This window comes from Streptomyces sp. NPDC005775 (assembly GCF_042871565.1).
Taxonomy (GTDB): domain Bacteria; phylum Actinomycetota; class Actinomycetes; order Streptomycetales; family Streptomycetaceae; genus Streptomyces.
Genome location: NZ_JBIAIU010000007.1, coordinates 413,575 through 432,916 on the forward strand (window position 1 = coordinate 413,575; position 19,342 = coordinate 432,916).

General features: G+C 70.1%; 18 protein-coding genes and 1 pseudogene. 7 read left to right on the plus strand and 12 right to left on the minus strand.

Going from position 1 to position 19,342, the window contains the following annotated elements:
- Complete coding sequence (locus ACFYPA_RS19505; RefSeq protein ID WP_359317969.1) at positions 1 to 2,046, plus strand: prolyl oligopeptidase family serine peptidase; 2,046 nt, start codon at positions 1 to 3, stop codon at positions 2,044 to 2,046.
- A gap of 33 nt (positions 2,047 to 2,079) precedes the next feature.
- On the opposite strand, the gene ACFYPA_RS19510 is transcribed toward ACFYPA_RS19505, so the two are convergent.
- Positions 2,080 to 2,544: a nuclear transport factor 2 family protein gene (locus tag ACFYPA_RS19510; RefSeq protein WP_359317971.1), complete on the minus strand. Its 465-nt coding sequence runs from the start codon at positions 2,542 to 2,544 to the stop codon at positions 2,080 to 2,082.
- Between the two features lie 306 nt (positions 2,545 to 2,850).
- Between ACFYPA_RS19510 and ACFYPA_RS19515 the strand changes: the two genes are divergently transcribed.
- The 3 genes from ACFYPA_RS19515 to ACFYPA_RS19525 all read left to right on the plus strand — a co-directional run bounded on the left by ACFYPA_RS19515 (position 2,851) and on the right by ACFYPA_RS19525 (position 6,076).
- Entirely contained in the window at positions 2,851 to 4,104 is a 1,254-nt protein-coding gene (locus ACFYPA_RS19515; protein WP_359317973.1) for an amidohydrolase, read from the plus strand.
- A 231-nt stretch (positions 4,105 to 4,335) separates the two neighbouring features.
- On the plus strand, positions 4,336 to 5,508 hold the full coding sequence (locus ACFYPA_RS19520) for a serine hydrolase domain-containing protein (RefSeq protein ID WP_389133119.1): 1,173 nt from the start codon (positions 4,336 to 4,338) through the stop codon (positions 5,506 to 5,508).
- Positions 5,509 to 5,626: 118 nt separating this feature from the next.
- Positions 5,627 to 6,076, plus strand: a complete 450-nt coding sequence (locus ACFYPA_RS19525; protein WP_359086685.1) for a spore-associated protein — start codon at positions 5,627 to 5,629, stop codon at positions 6,074 to 6,076.
- Positions 6,077 to 6,228: 152 nt separating this feature from the next.
- Here the strand turns inward: ACFYPA_RS19525 and ACFYPA_RS19530 are convergent, their stop codons facing one another.
- From ACFYPA_RS19530 to ACFYPA_RS19540, 3 genes are all read right to left on the minus strand, one after another.
- Entirely contained in the window at positions 6,229 to 7,119 is an 891-nt protein-coding gene (locus ACFYPA_RS19530) for an LLM class F420-dependent oxidoreductase (protein WP_359317975.1), read from the minus strand.
- Between the two features lie 175 nt (positions 7,120 to 7,294).
- Entirely contained in the window at positions 7,295 to 8,149 is an 855-nt protein-coding gene (locus ACFYPA_RS19535; protein WP_389133124.1) for a GH25 family lysozyme, read from the minus strand.
- Between the two features lie 267 nt (positions 8,150 to 8,416).
- Positions 8,417 to 8,905: a flavin reductase family protein gene (locus ACFYPA_RS19540; protein WP_359318204.1), complete on the minus strand. Its 489-nt coding sequence runs from the start codon at positions 8,903 to 8,905 to the stop codon at positions 8,417 to 8,419.
- Between the two features lie 97 nt (positions 8,906 to 9,002).
- On the opposite strand from ACFYPA_RS19540, the gene ACFYPA_RS19545 reads away from it, so the two are divergent.
- Positions 9,003 to 9,491: a GNAT family N-acetyltransferase gene (locus ACFYPA_RS19545; protein ID WP_359317978.1), complete on the plus strand. Its 489-nt coding sequence runs from the start codon at positions 9,003 to 9,005 to the stop codon at positions 9,489 to 9,491.
- A 76-nt stretch (positions 9,492 to 9,567) separates the two neighbouring features.
- Here the strand turns inward: ACFYPA_RS19545 and ACFYPA_RS19550 are convergent, their stop codons facing one another.
- The 8 genes and pseudogenes from ACFYPA_RS19550 to ACFYPA_RS19585 form a co-directional block, all read right to left on the minus strand.
- Complete coding sequence (locus ACFYPA_RS19550) at positions 9,568 to 10,332, minus strand: class I SAM-dependent methyltransferase (protein WP_359317980.1); 765 nt, start codon at positions 10,330 to 10,332, stop codon at positions 9,568 to 9,570.
- Positions 10,333 to 10,507: 175 nt separating this feature from the next.
- Complete coding sequence (locus ACFYPA_RS19555) at positions 10,508 to 10,786, minus strand: hypothetical protein (protein ID WP_359086695.1); 279 nt, start codon at positions 10,784 to 10,786, stop codon at positions 10,508 to 10,510.
- 126 nt (positions 10,787 to 10,912) lie between these two features.
- Positions 10,913 to 11,758, minus strand: coding sequence for a prephenate dehydratase (locus tag ACFYPA_RS19560; protein WP_359317981.1), 846 nt, complete (start codon positions 11,756 to 11,758; stop codon positions 10,913 to 10,915).
- Between the two features lie 129 nt (positions 11,759 to 11,887).
- Entirely contained in the window at positions 11,888 to 12,400 is a 513-nt protein-coding gene (gene msrA / locus ACFYPA_RS19565; protein WP_359086699.1) for a peptide-methionine (S)-S-oxide reductase MsrA, read from the minus strand.
- Between the two features lie 112 nt (positions 12,401 to 12,512).
- Positions 12,513 to 13,054 (minus strand): annotated as a pseudogene (locus tag ACFYPA_RS19570) (CGNR zinc finger domain-containing protein); the annotation flags it as partial.
- Between the two features lie 71 nt (positions 13,055 to 13,125).
- Positions 13,126 to 14,841 carry an ABC-F family ATP-binding cassette domain-containing protein gene (locus tag ACFYPA_RS19575; protein ID WP_359317983.1) on the minus strand — a complete coding sequence of 572 codons (1,716 nt, stop codon included), beginning with the start codon at positions 14,839 to 14,841 and terminating at the stop codon, positions 13,126 to 13,128.
- Positions 14,842 to 14,919: 78 nt separating this feature from the next.
- Positions 14,920 to 16,554 (minus strand): ABC-F family ATP-binding cassette domain-containing protein, encoded by a 1,635-nt coding sequence (locus ACFYPA_RS19580; RefSeq protein WP_359317986.1) that lies wholly within the window; start codon positions 16,552 to 16,554, stop codon positions 14,920 to 14,922.
- A gap of 343 nt (positions 16,555 to 16,897) precedes the next feature.
- Positions 16,898 to 17,698: a GNAT family N-acetyltransferase gene (locus ACFYPA_RS19585; protein WP_359317988.1), complete on the minus strand. Its 801-nt coding sequence runs from the start codon at positions 17,696 to 17,698 to the stop codon at positions 16,898 to 16,900.
- Between the two features lie 447 nt (positions 17,699 to 18,145).
- Here ACFYPA_RS19585 and ACFYPA_RS19590 point away from each other — a divergent pair, with 447 nt between their 5' ends.
- Together ACFYPA_RS19590 and ACFYPA_RS19595 are read left to right on the plus strand one after the other, a co-directional pair.
- On the plus strand, positions 18,146 to 18,349 hold the full coding sequence (locus ACFYPA_RS19590) for a cold-shock protein (protein WP_136326921.1): 204 nt from the start codon (positions 18,146 to 18,148) through the stop codon (positions 18,347 to 18,349).
- A 682-nt stretch (positions 18,350 to 19,031) separates the two neighbouring features.
- Positions 19,032 to 19,342: ATP-binding cassette domain-containing protein (locus ACFYPA_RS19595; RefSeq protein WP_389133131.1), on the plus strand; the 311-nt coding region annotated here is incomplete at its 3' end.

Consider the following 19,342-nt stretch of genomic DNA (forward strand, 5'->3'; position numbering starts at 1 on the left):
GTGATCAACGATGACCCGTACCTGTGGCTCGAAGACGTCGAGGGCGAAGCCGCGCTCGCCTGGGTGGCCGAGCGGAACGCCGAGACGGAGGCCGCGCTGGCGTCCGGCGCCGGATTCGCCTCCCTGAAGGAACGCCTGCGGGAGGTCCTGGACGCGCCGGACCGCATTGCCTACGTCTCGCGCCACGGAGAGTTCCTCTACAACTTCTGGCGGGACGCCGCGCATACGCGTGGTGTGTGGCGGCGCACGACACCGGAGGAGTACCGCACGGACGCCCCCCGGTGGGAGGTCCTCCTCGACGTCGACGCGCTCGCCGCCGAGGAGGGCGTGAAGTGGATGTGGGCCGGTGCGCGGGTACGCCGTCCCGACTGCGACCGAGCCCTGGTCCGTCTCTCGCGCGACGGCGGTGACGCCGTGGTGGTCCGCGAGTTCGACCTCAACGCCCGGAGCTTCGTCGAGGACGGGTTCCAGGTGGCGGAGTCGAAGACACACATCGGTTGGATCGACGCCGACACCGTCTTCGTCGGTACGGACTTCGGGCCGGGCTCCCTCACCGAATCCGGCTATCCGCGGACGGTCCGCAGATGGCGCCGCGGTACGTCCCTGGCCGAGGCCCACCCCGTCTTCGAGGGAGAACCGCGTGACGTGGCCGTCGCGGGCCGGCACGATTCCACACCCGGCTTCGAACGGGACTTCGTCGTGCGGTCGATGGACTTCCACCACAGTGAGACCTATCTCCTCACCGGCGACGCCTCGCTGGTGAGGCTCGACGTCCCGGACGACGCCACTGCGTACGCCCATCGCGAGCATCTGATCGTGCACCTGAAGTCCGACTGGCTCGGGCACCGGGCGGGCTCGCTGCTGGCCTTCGACTTCGACGCCTTCCTGGCCGGCGACCGCACCCCGGAGGCGCTGTTCACCCCCGACGCCGGGACGGCTCTTGCCGGGCACGCGTGGACCCGTCACCACCTGATCCTGGAGACGATGCACCACGTCAGCACCCGCATCGAGGTGCTCACCCCCACCTCCGGCTCCGGATGGGCGCGGAAATCGCTCGCGGACGTCCCGGCGCTGTCCGCCGTCACCGTCATGGACACGGATCCGGACGTCTCCGACGAGTTCTTCCTGGACGTCTCGGGCTTCCTGCAGCCGTCGACGCTCTATCACGGGACGATCGGGGGCGATACGGAGATCCTCAAGGAGGCGCCGGCCCGCTTCGACGCGGCCGGCCTGACCGTGCGGCAGTTCTTCGCGCTCTCCCAGGACGGCACGGAGGTGCCGTACTTCGTGATCGGCCCCGACCACGCCCCCACCGGCCCCGGCCCCGCCCTCCTCTACGGCTACGGTGGCTTCGAGGTCTCACTCACACCCTTCTACGGTGCGGTGACCGGCCGGGCCTGGCTGGAGCGCGGTGGCACCTACGTGATCGCGAACATCCGAGGCGGCGGTGAGTACGGACCGGGCTGGCACCGCGCCGCGCTCGGTGCGGAACGGGCACGAGCCTTCGAGGACTTCGCTGCCGTCGCCGCCGACCTCGTCGCACGGGGTATCACCACCCCGGCCATGCTGGGTGCCGCGGGCGGCAGCAACGGGGGGCTGCTCATGGGCGCGATGGTCACGCGTTACCCGGAACTGTTCGGAGCGATCGTCGCGCAGGTCCCCCTGATGGACATGCTCCGCTTCCACGAGCTCCTCGCCGGTGCGTCCTGGATCGCCGAGTACGGAGACCCGGACAGTCCGGCCGACCGCGAGCACCTGCGCGCGCTGTCCCCGTACCACCGGCTTGCCGCCGGTCCCGACTATCCGCCACTGCTCCTGACGACCTCCACCCGTGACGACCGCGTCCACCCCGGCCACGCCCGCAAGACGGCCGCACGGCTGCGCGAACTCGGCCACCGCGTCCTGCTCCACGAGAACACCGGTGGTGGTCATGCGGGCGCCGGCGACAACGAGCAGTCCGCCCACAACAACGCCCTGCTGCACACGTTCCTGTGGAACCACCTCTCGCCACAGACCCCACCGGATCCCACGGTCCACCCCTGCTGACCCGGCGGGGGTGGCCACGGTCCCGGGCCGGCGCTACCGCGCGCAGGCTTCAGCGATCGACAGGCTGTTCTCGTAGAGGTGGTGCCGGGTGACGCGGCCGTCCTCGACGGTGAGGTGGAGTGCGAACGGGCCCGCGAAGGACTTGCCCGTCGCCCGTACGGTTCCCGACAGGTGCCCCATCAGGACGGCTTCCGTGCCGTCGACCAGGAAGGTGTCGACGGACGCACGCGCATCCTCGGGCACCGTGTGCGCCGCCAACTCAGCCGACTGGGCGGCGCATTCGGCGGCCGTGGACCGTGGGCGGATCCACGGGGCCCCGGGGTTCTCGGCCAGCAGCCAGTCGACCTCGTCGGCGAACAGCGCGACCATCCGCTCGGTGTCCCCGGCCAGCCGGGCCGCGAGGAACGCCCCCACGACAGCGCGGGTGGCCTCGGCGACGGCACCCGCACCCGCTCCGCCGGTCGGACTCTGCTTTTCGGTGGCGGACTTGACGGCCATGGCGCTCCTCGCGGCTGCATCGGGGCTACGGCTGTCCCCGTCGTTGTGCCCGATCCTGCCGAAGGAGGGGAGCGCGGTCCATTACCCCAGAGGTAAACGACCCGGCGCGCAGGTCCGGGCCCGCCCCTCGGCGCCCCCTGTCGCCCCTCGGCCCGCGGGCCGCCGAGTCAGCCTCGGCTCGCCGCACCGCCTGATTCCACAGCGACGTATTCGCAGCTGGGGCCGCAACGCGACGCCCGGTCCCGTCGTGCGGGACGCCTGTCCGAAAGGTACGGTGCCCGGACCGGCACGGAGGAGGAATGGGACATGGCCAGTACGGTGACCGAGGGGCTGCCGCACATACGCGAGGACCTTGTCGACTTCTATCGGGACCTGCACCGCCACCCGGAGCTGTCACTGCAGGAGACGCGGACCGCGGCGCTGCTGGCTCAACGACTGCGGGCCGCGGGCTTCGACGAGGTCGTCGAGAAGGTCGGCGTCACCGGGGTGGTGGGGGTCCTGCGCAACGGGGACGGTCCGGTGGTGATGCTGCGCGCGGACTTCGACGCGCTGCCGGTGGAGGAGAAGACCGGACTGCCGTACGCCAGCACGGTGCGTGCCGTGGACGGCGACGGCCATGAAGTGCCCGTGATGCACGCCTGCGGGCACGACATGCACGCCGTCTGCCTGACCGGCGCCGCCGCCCTGCTCGCCCGGGCCCGCGAGCAGTGGAGCGGCACCCTGCTGGTCGTGTTCCAGCCGGCGGAGGAACTGGCGGTCGGCGCCCAGGGAATGGTCGACGACGGGCTGTTCGAACGCTTTCCCAAGCCGTCCATCGTCCTGGGCCAGCACGTCGGACCGCTGCCGGCCGGATTCATCGGCTACGGCGACGGACCGGTGATGGCGGCCGCCGACTCGGTGAACATCACACTCCACGGCCGTGGTGGCCACGGATCCAGGCCGGAGGCGGCCATCGACCCGGTCCTGATGGCGGCGAATGTCGTCACCCGGCTCCAGGGGATCGTCGCCCGCGAGGTCCCGCCGGCGGAGACCGCCGTGGTGACGGTGGGGCGCCTGAAGGCCGGCACCAAGGAGAACGTCATCCCGGAAACGGCCGAGCTGGGTGTCAACATCCGCGCTTTCACCCCGGCCGTACGCGACCTGGTGCGCAGCGCGGTGGAGCGCATCGTGGCGGGGGAGTCGCGGACCAGCGGTGCGCCGGAGCCGCCGGACTTCACCTGGTTCGCAGCCGCACCCGCGCTGGTCAGCGAACCGGAGTCCACGAGGACGACGGTGGCTGCGTTCACCGAACACTTCGGTGCACAGCGTCTTCTGCCGATGCCGCAGGTGAACGCGAGCGAGGACGTGGGTGTGTACGGTGAGGCGCTCGGCGTGCCGACGGTGTTCTGGTTCTGGGGCGGGCTGGACACGGAGTCGACGATCGCCGCCTACACCGAGGGACGCATGGACGAGCTGCCGGGCAACCATTCCGCGACCTTCGCGCCGGTCATCGAACCGACGCTGAGCACCGGTGTGGAAGCGCTGGTCGTGGCGGCGTTGACCTGGCTCGGGAAAGCCTGACAGCGGCAGACACCCCCCGGGTGCGTGCCTGCGGTGCCGCGCCCCTCTCTGCCCGACACCGGCGTTCATCGAGACGTGCTGCCGCTGCGGTGGTGTGGGTGCGAGCACCGGATCCGGCTACGACACGCGCCTTTCCTTCTCTGCGCTGGATGGAGCAAGGCCGGCGCGCGGGTTGCCGGGCGGAGGACGAAGCTGGGAGATCCACCGAGCTCACGCCTCAGGAGTCCTCCCGTGCTGTCCTACGGCTCCCCGCTGGTCCGCCTCTCCCTCGTCGCCGTGCTGGCCGCCGCCTGCACGGCCGGTCCGGTGTTCTCCCCGGCCCACGCCGCCGATGCCCCCGTCGACCACGACCGAGCACTGCGCAGGCAGTTGCGGGAACTGACCGACGCGCCCGGCGGACCGCCCGGCGTGATCGCCGTCCTCAAGCGCGGGCTCCGCACCGAGGTCGTCCGTGCCGGTGTCGCCGAGACCGGCACCGACCGTCCGATCGAGGCAACCGATCACATGCGGATCGCCAGTACGGCCAAGGCGTACAGCGGCGCGGTCTCCCTCCAACTCGTCGACCGCGGAAAACTGCGCCTGAACCACACCATCGGCCAGGTGCTTCCCCGATTGCCCCGCGCCTGGCACCGGGTCACGCTGCGCCAGCTCCTGAACCACACCAGCGGACTGCCGGACTACTCCGCGGACCCGCGATTCCTGGCCCTCCTCACCGCGGACCCCCGGCGCCACTTCGACTCCCGCCGGCTGCTGGACTTCGTCGCCGGCGACCCGCTGATGTTCCGTCCGGGAACCCGCTACGCCTACTCCAACTCCGACAACATCGCGGTGGCCCTGATGGCGGAGGCGGTGACAGGACGTCGCTACGAGGATCTGCTCGCCCAGCTCGTGTACCGCCCGCTCCGGATGCGAAGCACCAGTCTGCCGCAGGGCTACCGGATGCCCGAGCCGTACATGCACGGCTATGACGTGACCCCTCCGGCTCCGCCCGAGGACGTCAGTGAGGTGTTGAGTGCGTCGGGCGTCTGGGCGTCGGGCGGGATCATCTCGACACCGAAGGACATGACGGCTTTCATCCGTGGCTACGCCGGGGGAAAGCTCATCTCCGACCGGACCCGCCGGCAACAGCTGGACTGGGTGAACGGTGCCTCCGAACCCGCGGGCCCGGGGCAGAACAAGGCGGGTCTGGCGCTCTTCCGCTACACCACCCGCTGCGGCGTGGTGTACGGCCACACGGGCAACTTCCCCGGCTACACCCAGCTGGTCGCGGCCACCCCGGACGGCAAGCGCTCGCTGTCCTTCTCCCTCACCACGCAGGTGAACAAGACGAACAAGCCCGCACTGCTGAAGCGGCTGCGCACCGTGCAGGAGAACTTCGTCTGCGCCCTGCTGCGCAAGCAATAGGCCCGGCGGGCGAGCCTCGGCCGAACAAACCTGCGGGCGTACCCGGCACAACCATCCCCGCCGTCCATGAGTCCTGCCAAGTAGGAGTAAATCGCTCCTGGTGATACAAGGGGGATATATGAGAAGCATGCGTAATGTCGGGCTGGCCGGGGCGCTGGGCGCACTGGTGGCGGGTGCCGCGCTCCTGGGCGCGACCGCTGCCTCCGCCGCACCCAACGTCACACCGCAGGGCGTCTGCGGCAGTGCCTACCGGACCGTGAACTCGGCACCCGTCGGATCCCTGGGCACCGTCTACCTGACGTACAACCCCGCGAACGGGAAGAACTGCGTCGCGACCATCCGTGCCAACCCGGGCACGGCCAAGGCCATGGCCACCTACGTCTACGTCCCCGACACCGACGAATGGGCCGGCGACTCCGGGAACTACACGTCGTACGCGGGTCCGGCCTACGTCTACGGCAGGGGCCACTGCGTCAGCTGGGGCGGCAACATCGCCAACGTGTACGTGTCGGTGGACAACTCCAACTGTGCGGCACTCAAGGAGCACCGGGTCACAGAGGTTCGCTGATCCGGGCGTGCCCAGCCGGCCCGCTGCCTCGCACCTCTCGGCCGACGAGGTGCGAGGCAGCGGTGGCGACCCGGCGTGGGACCGCCTTCCCGGGGACTCCTTTTCCCGGAGCGGTCCCCTTCTCCGGGCCGGCCCCCTCGTGTCCGGCCCTGCTACAACTCGCCCCCGAATGCCTCGGCCAGCGCGCGCCATTCGGCCAACGGCAGACCGGCACCGCCCTGTTCGGCGGTGAGCACCTGGAGCGCGACGTGATCGGCGCCGGCGTCAAGGTACTGCCGGGTCCTCGCCAACACGTGCTCGGTGTCGCCCAGCGCGAAGAGGGCGTCGAGGAGACGAACGCTTCCGCCACCATCGAAGTCGCTCTCCGCGAATCCCAGACGCAGCAGGTTGTCGGTGTAGTTGGGCAGCTGCAGGTACATCGCCAGCATGTTCCGCGCAGTGGTGCGGGCCCGGTCGAGGTCGGTGTCGAGCACGACGGAGAGTTCCGGGGCGAGCAGAGCGTCGGGGCCGAGGGCCTCACGCGATTCCGCCGTGTGCTCGGTGGTGACGAGATAGGGGTGGGCACCCAGCGCCCGGTCCGTCGCGAGCTTCAGCATCTTGGGGCCGAGCGCCGCCAGCACCCGATGTCCGGAGTCCACCGGTGGGTTGGCGGAGTCCAGCGCGTCGAGGTAGGCGACCATCGCGCTGTACGGCTTCGCGTACTGCGGCACCATCGGGCCGTGGCTGACACCCAGGCCGAGGACGAGTCGCCCGCGGGCACTCGCGTCGAGCGTCGCGATACGGGCGGCCACGTCCGCCGCGGAGTGGTCCCAGATGCTCAGGATGCCGGTGGCCACGGTGACCGAACGGGTGTCGGCGACGACAGCGGCGGCGTCCTCGGGCGAGGGGCTGCCCCCGATCCAGAGCGTGCCGTATCCCAGCTCCTCGAGCTCGGTGACCGCCTCCGTGATGGCCGCCCTGCCCGCGTCGTCCACCCGCGACCGGTGCAGGGCGCTGCTCCAGATGCCGACCTGCCCGAATGTCTCACGCGTCTCAGAAGTCATGGTGTGATCAACAGCGCCGCGCTCCCACTATTCCCGTGCGGTGAGCGGTTCGGCCGTTCGGCCGAGTGCGGGACGGAAAGGAGGCGTCTTTTCTGCCCCCAAGTGTTTTCGGGGCGAAACCGGCCCCGAAAAAAGGAGAGCGCGAGCAGTAGGAGCGGACGCGGCGCCGCAGCCGTCAGGAGGTGTTGTTGGCGAGGGCCAGCAGGCGGCCGCTGTCGCCGCTGAAACGGTCGCGGTCCACGGCGCCCGAGATGCCGCTCACCGATCCGGAGTCGGTGTACTGCCAGAAGGTCCAGTACGGGAAGCCGCTCGGGATGGAGGGACTGGACGCGCTCGTCCAGTGTGCGACGAACAGAGGACTCCGCGTGGACATCCCGCTCCATCCGCCGGTGCAGGTGTTCCACCAGCTCGGGCTGGTGTAGATGACGACGTCACGGCCGGTCTTCGCCTTGTACGTGTCGTGGAAGTCCAGAATCCACGACCGCATGGCCGATGTCGACTTGCCGGAGCAGCCGCCTTCGAGGTCGAGCATGCCGGGCAGTGTCAGGTTGTCCCGGGACCAGCCCCCGCCGTTACTGGCGAAATAGGTTGCCTGGCTCGCGCCGCTGGAGAGATTGGGACGCGCGAAGTGGTACGCCCCCCGGATCACCTTTGCGTTGTGGGCATGGAGATAGTTGGCATGGAAGGTGGGGTCTTTGTAGTTGGTTGACTCCGTTGCCTTGATGTAGGCGAACTTGATGCCCGCAGACTTCACCGATGACCAGTTGATCGTTCCCTGGTAGTGAGATACGTCGATGCCGGGGAGGGAAGCCGGAGTGGACGCACTGCCTTCGGCGCCGAACTCGATCTGGCGCGTATCGTCAGTGAATTCCTCACCGTCCGCGAGGTATCCGGCCCCCATGTATCCGTCCCCGAGGGGGATGGTGCGGCCGGACGGCAGAGGCGCGGCTACGGCCGCGCCCGTAGAAACTGTGGGGAAAAGGGCCGTGACGAGGCTGAGGGCGCCGGCGGCAACCAGCGTGTGCCGCACGGATCCGGAGCGGTGAATTCGAGATGACAACGCATTCCTCCTGGGCGACGGACTACCGGGCTGTTCCGGAATGGTCCCCCGTTTCGGGGGCGAATCCGGGGAGCCGCACGGCCCGATTTCTGCGCGCCGCCGTCTCGCCCTGCTGCAAAGGGAAACGAGCCGGGAGAGTTTCGTCCCCCGGCGCGGCGGGCGGTGGCGGCCGACGTGGTATTCGGGTGACCGTGCGTGCGGATGCCCTCGGAACGAAGGAGGCGGGCGGTGCCCGGATCAGTCCGCCGGATGTCCCGGTGAGATGTCGGGGCCGTGCTTCAGGAACATCAGACGCACGCCGTCGCCCCCAGGGTGCTGCGCCGCCTCCGGGGCCAGGAGGAATCCGCAGTGGTCGCCGCCGTCGAAGCGGCTCTGGACGCGGCCGACGAACCAGACGGGCGCCTCGTCGAGGACCGGGACCCCACCGGGGCCCGGATGCCAGGCGGTCCGGGTGAACTTGTCGGTCGTGTCACCGGTCGCGCCGCCGAAGAGCCGGGCCAGGTGATCCTGGTCATGGCCCAGCAGGTGCACCGCGAGGCGATCGGCGCGGGCAGCGACGCGATAGGTCCGGTTGGCCTTCGACAGCCACACGATGAACCGGGCGGGGCGGATCGAGCACTGGGAAGCGAACCCGACCAGGCAGCCGGCCCGCTCACCGGCCGCCGTGGCGGTCACGACGTACAGCGGACAGTCGAGCGCGTCGGTGAAGGGATCCAGGGCGGTCACGGTGGTGGGCTCCATGCCTGCGACAATCGGGTGCTGGACCCGCCTGAAGAGTGCGGAGAGTCCGAGGGGCATGCTATCGAGCACTGAGGCGGTCAAGATGAGCAGCGTGGTGTTGCGGCTGTCGGCGCGCGACTTGGTACACGCGGACCTCGCGTCATGCGGGTGGTCGGGTTCCGACCATCATGTGGCCGATGTCGCACAGCAGTTGGAGCGCGCCGTGCTCGGCGAGGTCGACTATCTCGCGGTCTGCACTCCGGCGGACATCCCCGTGGCGAAGGGCGGCGTCGACTACCGGGTCAAAGAGGGTGTCGGCACTCTGTGGCAGCTTGCCGTGCATCCCGCATTGCAGTCGTGCGGGATCGGCACCTTCCTCGTCGAATCCGCGGAACTGCGGATCAGGACGCGTGGTCTCCTCCACGCCGAGCTCGGCGTGGAGGAGAGCAACCCCCGGGCCCGGGCACTGTACGAACGACTGGGCTACGTCGCGTACGACCGTCAGCCCGACTCGTGGGACGAGCAAGCCCCGGACGGAACGCTGCGCCGTCACGAAACGATGTGCACGCTGATGCGCAAGGAACTCACGTAGGTACCGTCCGTCCCAAGAGCCCACCGCGGACCCGTTGACCCGGGTGGCGTGAGCGGTTCCACGCGCCGGCCGGACCTCACTGACCCGTGTGAGGTGTGGCGCCACCGGCACCCCCGCCCGGGCGGCGTGCCAGAAAGACGAATTCGCGTCCCGGCCGGTCGGGTGCGTCGCGGACTTCGTCCACTACGTACCCTCGCGCGATCAGATCCTGTTCGACCTCCTCGCGCTCCCGGAAGCGCAGCGTCGAATCCGAAGTGAGCACCTGTCCGTCCGCCGCGAACCTGTAGGTCCAGCGGAAGGTCACCAGGGGCCGGCTGACATCGATCAGCTGGACCCAGCTCTCGACCGAGCCGATGGCCGGGAGCTCCGTCACGCGGTAGGAGTGCTGGCGGGTCCACTCCTCCCAGGCGCGTCCGTCCGGGTCGCGGGTCTCGAAGACCAGGCGCCCGCCCGGCCGTAGTGCTCCGTAGGCTCCCGCCAGCGTTCGCTGCCACGTCTGAGGGTCCACGATGGCCTGGGCCACGTTCGCGGTCATCGTGGCGAGATCGACCTGGAGGGAGGGCAGGTCCGTCGCATCGCCGTGGATCCACCGTACGCGTGCACTGTCCGGTTTGGCCCGGGCGATGTCGAGGGAGGCCAGGGCGGGATCAACGCCGACGACCTCGACACCGCGGTCGGCCAGGAGCAGGGCGAATGCCCCTGTTCCGCAGCCGATGTCCAGTACTTCGCGCGCTGCGAGCTCCTCCGCGATCCGAAGATACGCGGCGAGGTCGCTGCGATCGGGTTCGAGCGGATCGTAGATGGCGGCGAGCCGTGGATGTGCGAAGCAGTCGTCAGCCATGCGTTCGAACGTATGCGGAACCGGGTCCGGACGGCTACCGGATTCCGTGAGACGCGGCTGGTCGTCACGTCCGGAACAGGTGCACCGGCACGTCTCGTCGTTGCCCGGGGGAGCGGGCCCCCCGCAGGGTTCACGCGAATGGCCGATACGTAGCCCGGCCGCGATGCCGACGTCGCTACGAGAAGGGAGCCGGGCCGTCGCCGGAGACCGGGACCACGGTGAACTCGCTCTCGTGCGCATGGCTGGCCGGCTCCAGGTGAACCCGCCGTACCTGGCCGTCCGGCATGGTGAGGCGTAGCTCGTCGCTGTCGTGCAGATCGAAGATCCGGCTGGTGGGAACCCCACGGAGGCTGCCGCGCCACCCGGCGGGATCCCCCGCGACCAGGTGAGCTTCCACCGGGATCTGCAAGCGCCCGGCAACAAGCACCGCGTCGCCCTCATACCGAGTCGTCATAGCCACCACGGTCGCGCGGCCCTCACCGTGCAGCAACCGCAGTCACTCGGACGACGGACCGACCGCCACGCAATTCTTCTGCATATTGCCGCCGCCGAAGCGCTGAGGATGGGCTCCCGCGGCCGTTCAGCGGGCGCGTCCCCGCAGCCGGTGCGGATGGGCCGGATACGTGCCGAGAAGCCGCACCTCCGAGGAGAAGAAGCGCAACTCCTGCAGGGCGAGGGCGACCCGCGGCTCGTCGGGGTGGCCCTCGACCTCGACGTAGAACCGGCTCGGGTTCAGCCCGGCGCCGATCTGGTAACTCTCGATCTTGGTCAGGTTCACGGCGTTGCTGGCGAAGCCGCCGAGAGCCTTGTAGAGGGCGCTGGGGATGTTCCGCACGCAGAAGAACAGGCTCGTCATCGTCGGCTCACCCGTGTCAGGTGTGAGGGCGGAGTCCCTGGAGAGGACGACGAAGCGCGTGGTGTTGTCCGGGTCGTCCTCGACCTCGGACCGCAGGACGTCCAGCCCGTACAGCTGTGCGGCGGCGGGCGGGGCGAGTGCCGCGTGCCGTGCGTCACCCAGCTCCGCCACCTCCCGGGCAGCCCCGGCGGTGTCGTCGCTGACGAGGGTGCGCCAGTCGCCCTCCCGGAGCACCTTCCGGCACTGCCCCAGGGCGTGCACGTGGCTGCGTACGCATTCCACCTGGTCGAGGGTCGTGCCGGGGACGGCCATCAGGTCGAAGCGGATGGCGAGGAAGTACTCGGCGACGATGAACAGCCCTGATTCCGGCAACAGGTGGTGCACGTCCGCGACGCGGCCGGCAGCCGAGTTGTCCACCGGGATGACCGCGACGTCGGCGGCGCCGAGGGTGACGGCGTCCAGAGCCTGTTCGAAGCCTGTGCAGGGGAGCTCATGTCCTGCGGGGAACAGGGCGTGAGCCACTGTTGCCGAATTGGATCCGGGTTCACCCTGGTATGCGACGGTGGTCACCGTGTTCAGCCTTCCGCTGTGGGGCTCTGAGCGTCGGGCGGCTGGAGCTCCACCACGAAGCGTGTGCAGTGAAGTATCGGTGAGCTGTCCTCCACCGGGCGCACCAGGGGATGCCGGGAGCCGGGGGGATCAGGATGCCGAGCGATGCGGCAGGCGCCACCCGGGACGCGGGAAGTGGCAGGTGTAGCCGTCCGGATAGCGCTGGAGGTAGTCCTGGTGGTCCGGTTCGGCGTCCCAGAACGCACCTGCCGGCACGACCTCGGTCACCACCGGCCCCGGCCAGAGCCCGGACGCCTCGACATCGGCGATGGTGTCGTGGGCGATGCGCCGCTGCTCGTCGTCCAGGTAGAAGATGGCGGACCGGTAGCTGAGGCCCACGTCGTTGCCCTGTCGGTTCTTCGTGGACGGGTCGTGGATCTGGAAGAAGTACTCCAGGAGGTTGCGGTAGTCGGTGACCGCGGGATCGTAGGTGATCTCGATCGCCTCGGCATGGTTTCCATGGTTCCGGTAGGTCGGCTCCGGCATGTCGTCGCCGCTGTATCCGACGCGCGTCGCCACCACCCCCGGCAGCGACCGGATCAGCTCCTGCATACCCCAGAAGCAGCCACCGGCCAGTAGGGCCTTCTTCTCGCTGTCAGACATCACAGGTCACCTTTCTCTTGTGCTTCGAACAGCCTTTCACAGCTGCGCGTGCCCGTTCACCAGCGGTTCTCATGGCCCCTGCGGAGGACGGGTCAGCGAGCGGCCGCGGCGGCGCGGCCCTCCTGCGGGCGCGGTACGCGGCCGCCTTGATCCTGTTCCCGCAGGAGTCCATACCGCACCACTGCCGCCGCATGCCGCGGGACCTGTCGACATAGACACGGGTGCACTCGGGATTGCCGCATTCCTTCATCAGGGGCACCTCCGGTCCGCTGAGCAGCTCGACCGCGTACCGGGCGACGGTGGACAGGCCCTGCTCGGGTGTCGCCTCGGTCCGGCGCCCCGACGGCGTGAGCTGCGGCGTCGCGGGCGGCTTGCGCGCGGCGGCGTTCAGCGCATCGAGCGCCTTCCCGTCGAATTCCTCACCGAGGCGACGGTCCGTGACCAGCTGGTAGATGGCTCCCGTACAGCCGTGGCCTGTTCGACGTCGCTGCCCCCGCCGGGGACGATCGTGTCGACGACGCCCGACTCCCGGTACCAGGCATCCAGCCGGTCCGGCGTCACGAACATCTCGAAGCGTGCCGAACGGCGGGCCCGGAGCGTCGCCGCGAAGTCGAGGGCGGGATCTCCGCAGACGAAAACGTGGTCAAGGTGCACGTCACCACCTTGGCAGGTGACTATGGGGTGGAGCAAGAAGCGTCACCTGTCAAAGCGGTGGAGTGCCCGGATCAGCCTCCATCGCGCCCCGCCCCGTCGCCGTGCCGGAGCGCGCCCTTCCCGGTCTCCGTGCGGGGAGAGGAGCCGGCGACGGTCTGCTGCGCCTGACCGGCGTCCAGCCGGAGCTCGCGGCCCCGCCAGCGCTCCCGGAGCCACCGGTCGTGGCTCGCGATCACCACCGCGCCGGGGCCGGTGCCCATGGCTTCCTCCAGTTCGTCGCACAGGCGCGGGGACAGGTGGTTCGTCGGCTCGTCGAGCAGCAGCAGGTGTGGCGGGCGGGCCACCAGGAGGGCGAGCGCCAGCCGCCGGCGCTGGCCGACCGAGAGCTGTCCGACCGGCCTTTCGAGATCCGCCTCGTGCATCAGCCCCAGCGAGCCCAGCGTGATCGCCTCGGCCCGTGCGACCCCCAGCGACTGCTGGTACGTGTCCAGTGCTGTACGGTCCGGCCGGTCGAACACGGTGTCCTGGGTGAGCAGCCCCACGGTCAGTCCGCTCCGCCGGCGGATCTCGCCCTCGGCCGTGAGGCGTCCGGCGAGGACGGCCAGCAGCGTCGACTTGCCGGCCCCGTTGCCCCCGGTGATCAGCAGACGGTCGGTCGCCGATACCTCCAGGCCCTCCAGTGCGAGCCTGCCCGGGACATGTACGTCGTGGAGGGCGAGCAGGGGGTCCGTGCTCTCCCCGCCCGGCTCGGAGAGCGCCGGGGCCGCGAAGCGCAGGGGACGCGGTGGTTCGGCGACCTGGGCCTGTTCCAGTTCCTCCAGCCTGCGGGTGGCGTTGCGCACCCGGCGTGAGATCTGGCTCTGTACGCGTCCGGCCCGGTGGCCGTACCCCATCTTCTCGTTGTCCCGCCGCTCCCGGTCCGGCGCCAGACGGTGCGCCGTGACACCGGCCGAGTGACGAAGCGCCTCCAGGGCCTCCTGCTCCTCCGCATGGCGCCGCTCCCAGCGCTCCCGCTCCGCACGCTTCTCGGCGAGGTACGCGCTGTAGTTGCCCCCGTAGCGGACCGGGCCGTCCACGGCGGGATCGAGGTCGATCAGGTCGGTGCAGACCGCGTCGAGAAAGGCCCGGTCGTGGCTCGCCACCACCACGGCCCCGGGCAGGGCGCGCACCTGCTCCTCGACGAAGACGGCGGCAGCGTCGTCGAGGTGGTTGGTCGGCTCGTCGAGCAGCAGTGCCGAAGGCCGCCGGACCAGTAGCGCGGCCAGCGCCAGACGTCCGCGCTGCCCGCCCGACAGGGAACCGAGCGTCCGGTCGTGCCCGAACGCTCCGAGGCCGAGGCCCTCCAGCACGATGGCGGCGCGCCGGTCCGCGTCCCAGACCTCCAGATTCTGGGCCTCCTCCAGCCGTCGGCCGTAGGCGTCGAGCAATTCGGCACGGCCGGGGTCCTCGTCCGCGGAGCGGGCGAGCTCCTCGGTGAGCCGCTCGAGGTCCGTGAGGACCTCGCGGACCTCGAGCAGGGCCTGGTCCAGCACCGTGCCGATGGTCGACGCGGTCTCGAACGGTGGCTCCTGTTGCAGGAAGCCCAGGTCGGCCGGGCGGGTGACGCCGCCCGCATCGGGTTGGTCCGCGCCGGCGAGCAGTCGGAGCAGGGTCGACTTACCGACGCCGTTCTCCCCGATCAGGCCGATGCGGTGGCCGGGCGAAGCGGTGAGGGAGACACCGTCGAGCACCCGGCGGGCCCCCAGGCTGCGGACGAGGTCGTGGGCGATCAGGGCGGGCTGGGGCATGGGGACCATCCAATGTGTTCGAAACCGGGCCCGCCGGGCACAGGGCCTCGGACGCGGGTCACTCGACACACCGGTGGCTCACACCTCGGGGGCCCCCGTCTCCTCGAGCATGCCGTCGGCAAGGCGGAGCCACCGGTTCACGCCGATCTCGGTGAGGAACCGCTCGTCGTGGCTGACCACCACGAACGCACCCTGGTAGGAGTTCACAGCGCTCTCCAGCTGGCCCGCGCTGACCAGGTCGAGGTTGTTCGTCGGTTCGTCCAGGAGCAGCAGCTGAGGGGCCGGCTCAGCGCACAGGACGCAGGCCAGGGTGGCGCGCAGGCGCTCGCCGCCTGAGAGCACCCGGACGGGGAGGTGGGCCCGGGAACCCCGGAAGAGGAAGCGGGCGAGCAGATTCATCCGCTCGGCCTCGGGCCGGTCGGGGGCGAACGCGGCGAAGTTCTCGGCGACGGTCCGGTCCACATCAAGCAGGTCGAGCCGCTGCGAGAGGTAGGCGATGCGTCCGTCGGCCCGCTTGATCCGACCGCCGTCGAGAGCGAGGTCTCCGGTGAGCAGGCGCAGCAGCGTGGTCTTGCCGGCGCCGTTGGGGCCGGTCAGGGCGATGCGCTCGGGGCCCCGGACGGACAACTGGATGCCCTGTTCCGCGAACACCGCCCGGTTGCCGAGGCGGACCTGCATCTCCTCGCCGAGGAAGAGGTCGCGTCCTGCGGGCACGTGGGTGTCGGGCAGGTCCAGGGTGATGCGCTGCTCGTCTCGCAGCGAGCGCCCCGCCTCGTCCAGCCGGGCCTTCGCCTCACTGACCCGGGACGCGTGCATCTGCCCCGCCCGGCCGGCGGACTCCTGCGCGCCGCGCTTCATGTTCCCGGCGAAGATGCGCGGCAGGCCCGCACTCTTGAGGTTCCGCGCCGCGTTGCTCGCTCGCCGCTCTGCCCGCTCACGGGCCTGCTGCAGCTCCCGCTTCTCCCGCTTCAGATCCTGCTCCGCGTTGCGGATGTTCTTCTCGGCCACCTCTTGCTCCGACCGCACGGCCTCCTCGTACTCGGTGAAGCTGCCGCCGTACAGGCGCAGTTCGCTGCTTCCGAGCTCGGCGATGCGCTCCATGCGGTCGAGCAGGGCCCGGTCGTGGCTGACCAGCAGCAGACAGCCGTTGAAGTCCCCCAGCACGTCGTAGAGCTGGTGACGGGCTTTGCGGTCCAGGTTGTTGGTGGGCTCGTCGAGCAGCAGCACGTCCGGCCGCTTCAGCAACTGGGCCGCCAGACCGAGCGAGATGACCTGACCACCGCTCAGCGTGGTCAGGCTCCGGTCGAGAGTGAGGTCGGTCAGGCCGAGGCGGTCGAGCTGGGCGCGGGTGCGCTCCTCGATGTCCCAGTCGTCGCCGATGACCGAGAAGTGTTCCTCGCTCACGTCCCCGGACTCCACGGCGTCCAGGGCCCGGACCACCGCGGAGACACCGAGCACCTCGGCGACCGTGAGATCACCGGACAGCGGCAGGCTCTGCGGGAGGTAGCCCAGCGTGCCGGCCACGGACACGGAACCGGTGCCGGGCCGGAGTTCTCCGGCGATCAGTTTGAGCAGCGTGCTCTTGCCCGCGCCGTTGGGGGCGACGAGTCCCGTACGCCCCGTGCCCATGGTGAAGGACAGGTCGTGGAAGACCGGGGTGTCATCGGGCCAGGCGAATGACAAGTTCGAACAGGTGAGGGGAGTGTCGGACATGAGACGACCTCGACTGAATGTGGGCAGACAGAGCTCTACCCAAGGGCAGACAGGGGAAAGGGGAGGACGACGGGGCCAGGACGGCAGCGCGCCACGCGCCCGTCCACGGCCGATCAGATCCGGGTATCACCCGGAGATGTCGTCGTCACCCGCCATGTCTGCCACTCCCTCGTCGCGCTTGATGCGCAGTCGACCTCAACGTCACTTTAACAGGGTAGGGGCGTGCGGACCGTCCCCGGACTGCGTATTCGGCGACGCACGGCCCGAAGGCTTCGGTGCCGTTCGCCGACTGCATCGCTTGGCGCAGGGCGGCCGCCGACGCGGCGCGGCCGCGTCGGCGGGATCAGCCCCGCAGGCCGTAGAACCTCATCGGTGAGTTCGGCCTGAAGCCGATACGCGGGTACACCGGTGCCCCGGCGACGGTCGCGTGCAGGGTGGCGCGGGTCAGGCCCGTGGCCCGTGCCCCCTCGTGCAGCGCCTTGCGCGTCACCGCCTCGCCGTAGCCCCTGCGTTCCTGGCCCGGGTCGGTGGCGACGAACGCCACGAAGAGGCGGCCCTCCGCTTCCACGGTCGCGGCGCACGTCACCGCTACGCCGTCCCGCATGCCCAGGTAGGCGTGCACCTGCTCCTTCCACAGTGAGGAGCCGACGAGACCGTCGCGACCGTCCTCCAGGGGGAATCCGTACGCGCGCGAGTTGATGTCCGCGAACGCGCGCAGGTGTTCGTCGGTGCTCACGCGCACGAACGTCAGGTCCTGATGCGCGGGGTCGGGGACAGGAAGCAGGTTCCCGGCCATGCCGGTGCCGGGGAAGGCGTGTTCGAGGCCCACTCGCCCGGCAGCGGCCTCCAACCCGGCGCGCGCCCCGTCGTCGAGGAGGTCCTCGAAAACCCACAGGAAGCCGGGATGCCGCTTCGAGCGCATGATGTCGGCGGCCTGACGCACACGTTGTTCCATCAGGCCGATGTCCGCGCCGACATCGGTCAATGTGACGGAGTTCCAGAATGCGAACCTGCAATCGGCCCATCGCACCGCTATGCCCGGCAGGTCTCGTACGTCCGCACCGGCATCCCGGTCCAGCACCATCGCGCGCCAGACCGCGGCGAGCTGTTCCATCGACTCGACCGACTCCGTCAGATCCCGCACCGCGACTCCTGAACTTCTCCGGGCGTGCAAAGAGTTGGCCGCTCGGAACGGCGGCCCTCGGGTGCTGGGATCATAGATCCCGATCCGGGGCTTGTGTGGACACTGTGGGAGAGATGGCCGGTTCGTGCAGGGTGCCGCCACGGCAGGGAGGCCCGGGTGCGACGGCAGACCGCAACCGTGACCCGTCAGCAGGCTCTCCACCCTGAGCGCGGGGGGCCGAGCCCGACCCTGAGGGGCTTCGACGCCTCTGTTGCGGTGACCTCCACAACCGGACGTCCGCAACCATCCCAGGATCTCTGGTGGCGGCAGGCTTCGGCATGTAGCGTCACCTCCAGATGCCGTGGTTCCTCGAGCGCCCGCGCTGCGACGCGGGCGTTTTGCCGTGCGGAACCCGGCATCTGAGGGTCCGTGTGGTGCGGATCCTGATTACGACTGAGAGGCACCGGCATGGCCAGCGGAACCGTCAAGTGGTTCAACGCGGAAAAGGGTTTCGGTTTCATCCAGCAGGACGGCGGTGGGCCGGACGTCTTCGCGCACTACTCGAACATCAACGCCACCGGCTTCCGTGAGCTCCAGGAGGGCCAGGCCGTGACCTTCGACATCACTCAGGGCCAGAAGGGCCCGCAGGCGGAGAACATCACGTCCGCCTGACCCCATGGACGACCCGGGCCGTCGGAGCACGCTCCGACGGCCCGGCGGGTGAGAACGTGCGCACGACGAACGCCCTGATCACCCGCCACGCGCTGAGGTGCGGCCGGTCGCCGACAGATCGGTGATCCCGTTGCAGGGCGCCGTGCGGTTCGGCACGTGCCTCTCGTTGCGCGGATTCCTCGGGCAGCGCCTCCACGATGGCAGCGAACGCTGCCCGCAGCGCCGTCGACGTCTCTTCGCCGGCGCACTTCGGCTGCGTCGGCATCACGAACACCGCCTGGCGGAGGGCCGGGGTGCTCGGCAGCGAAGCGCACAGCGGCCCGGGAAGTGGCCACCGGGCCCGAGTCCTGGCTCATCCCGCTGGTTCAGGTCCTGCGGTCTTCGCCCACGCCCGCCCCCCCGCCACGTGACGCGGGACAGACCCGCATCCGGACCTCGCCGACGGAGCCGGTCCGATGACGGCGTGCTCCTGTGCGGCCCCGGGCCGGCACGCCGAGCGGACAGGCGTCGCCCAGCGGGTGGTGGACGGACCCACCTCCGCGCCGACGCGCAACGGTGCCCGCCCCTCATCCGCCCCTACCGAGGTAGCACCTCCTGTTTGGCTCCCGGGTATGACGCCCGGCGCACAGCCGCCCCGCCACACTCCACCCCGTCGACACTGGATGATCGAAAAGGGCGGAACATGAGGCTACGCAACGGCAAGCGACAGCAGGCGGAAGACCGGCCGGAGCCCCCGGCCGCCGCACCTGGTCATGCCGTCGAACTGCGGGGTGTGCGGCGGCGGTACGGGCGTGGCGCGGGTGCGGTGCACGCTCTCGCGGGCATCGATCTGGCGCTGCCGCGGGGCTCGTTCACGGCGGTGATGGGCCCGTCCGGGTCGGGCAAGTCCACGTTCCTGCAGTGTGCCGCCGGCCTGGACCGGCCGTCGGCCGGCTCGGTGCGCCTGGGCGGTACGGAGATCACCGGCATGGGCGAGAACAAGCTCACCGAGCT

Bases quoted from the DNA above. Each gene is read 5' to 3' on its own strand.
- ACFYPA_RS19510 (WP_359317971.1), bottom strand. From the start codon at position 2,544: ATGGCCGTCAAGTCCGCCACCGAAAAGCAGAGTCCGACCGGCGGAGCG.
- ACFYPA_RS19515 (WP_359317973.1), top strand. From the start codon at position 2,851: ATGGCCAGTACGGTGACCGAGGGGCTGCCGCACATACGCGAGGACCTT.
- ACFYPA_RS19525 (WP_359086685.1), top strand. From the start codon at position 5,627: ATGAGAAGCATGCGTAATGTCGGGCTGGCCGGGGCGCTGGGCGCACTG.
- ACFYPA_RS19530 (WP_359317975.1), bottom strand. From the start codon at position 7,119: ATGACTTCTGAGACGCGTGAGACATTCGGGCAGGTCGGCATCTGGAGC.
- ACFYPA_RS19545 (WP_359317978.1), top strand. From the start codon at position 9,003: ATGAGCAGCGTGGTGTTGCGGCTGTCGGCGCGCGACTTGGTACACGCG.
- ACFYPA_RS19550 (WP_359317980.1), bottom strand. From the start codon at position 10,332: ATGGCTGACGACTGCTTCGCACATCCACGGCTCGCCGCCATCTACGAT.
- ACFYPA_RS19555 (WP_359086695.1), bottom strand. From the start codon at position 10,786: ATGACGACTCGGTATGAGGGCGACGCGGTGCTTGTTGCCGGGCGCTTG.
- msrA (WP_359086699.1), bottom strand. From the start codon at position 12,400: ATGTCTGACAGCGAGAAGAAGGCCCTACTGGCCGGTGGCTGCTTCTGG.
- ACFYPA_RS19575 (WP_359317983.1), bottom strand. From the start codon at position 14,841: ATGCCCCAGCCCGCCCTGATCGCCCACGACCTCGTCCGCAGCCTGGGG.
- ACFYPA_RS19580 (WP_359317986.1), bottom strand. From the start codon at position 16,554: ATGTCCGACACTCCCCTCACCTGTTCGAACTTGTCATTCGCCTGGCCC.
- ACFYPA_RS19590 (WP_136326921.1), top strand. From the start codon at position 18,146: ATGGCCAGCGGAACCGTCAAGTGGTTCAACGCGGAAAAGGGTTTCGGT.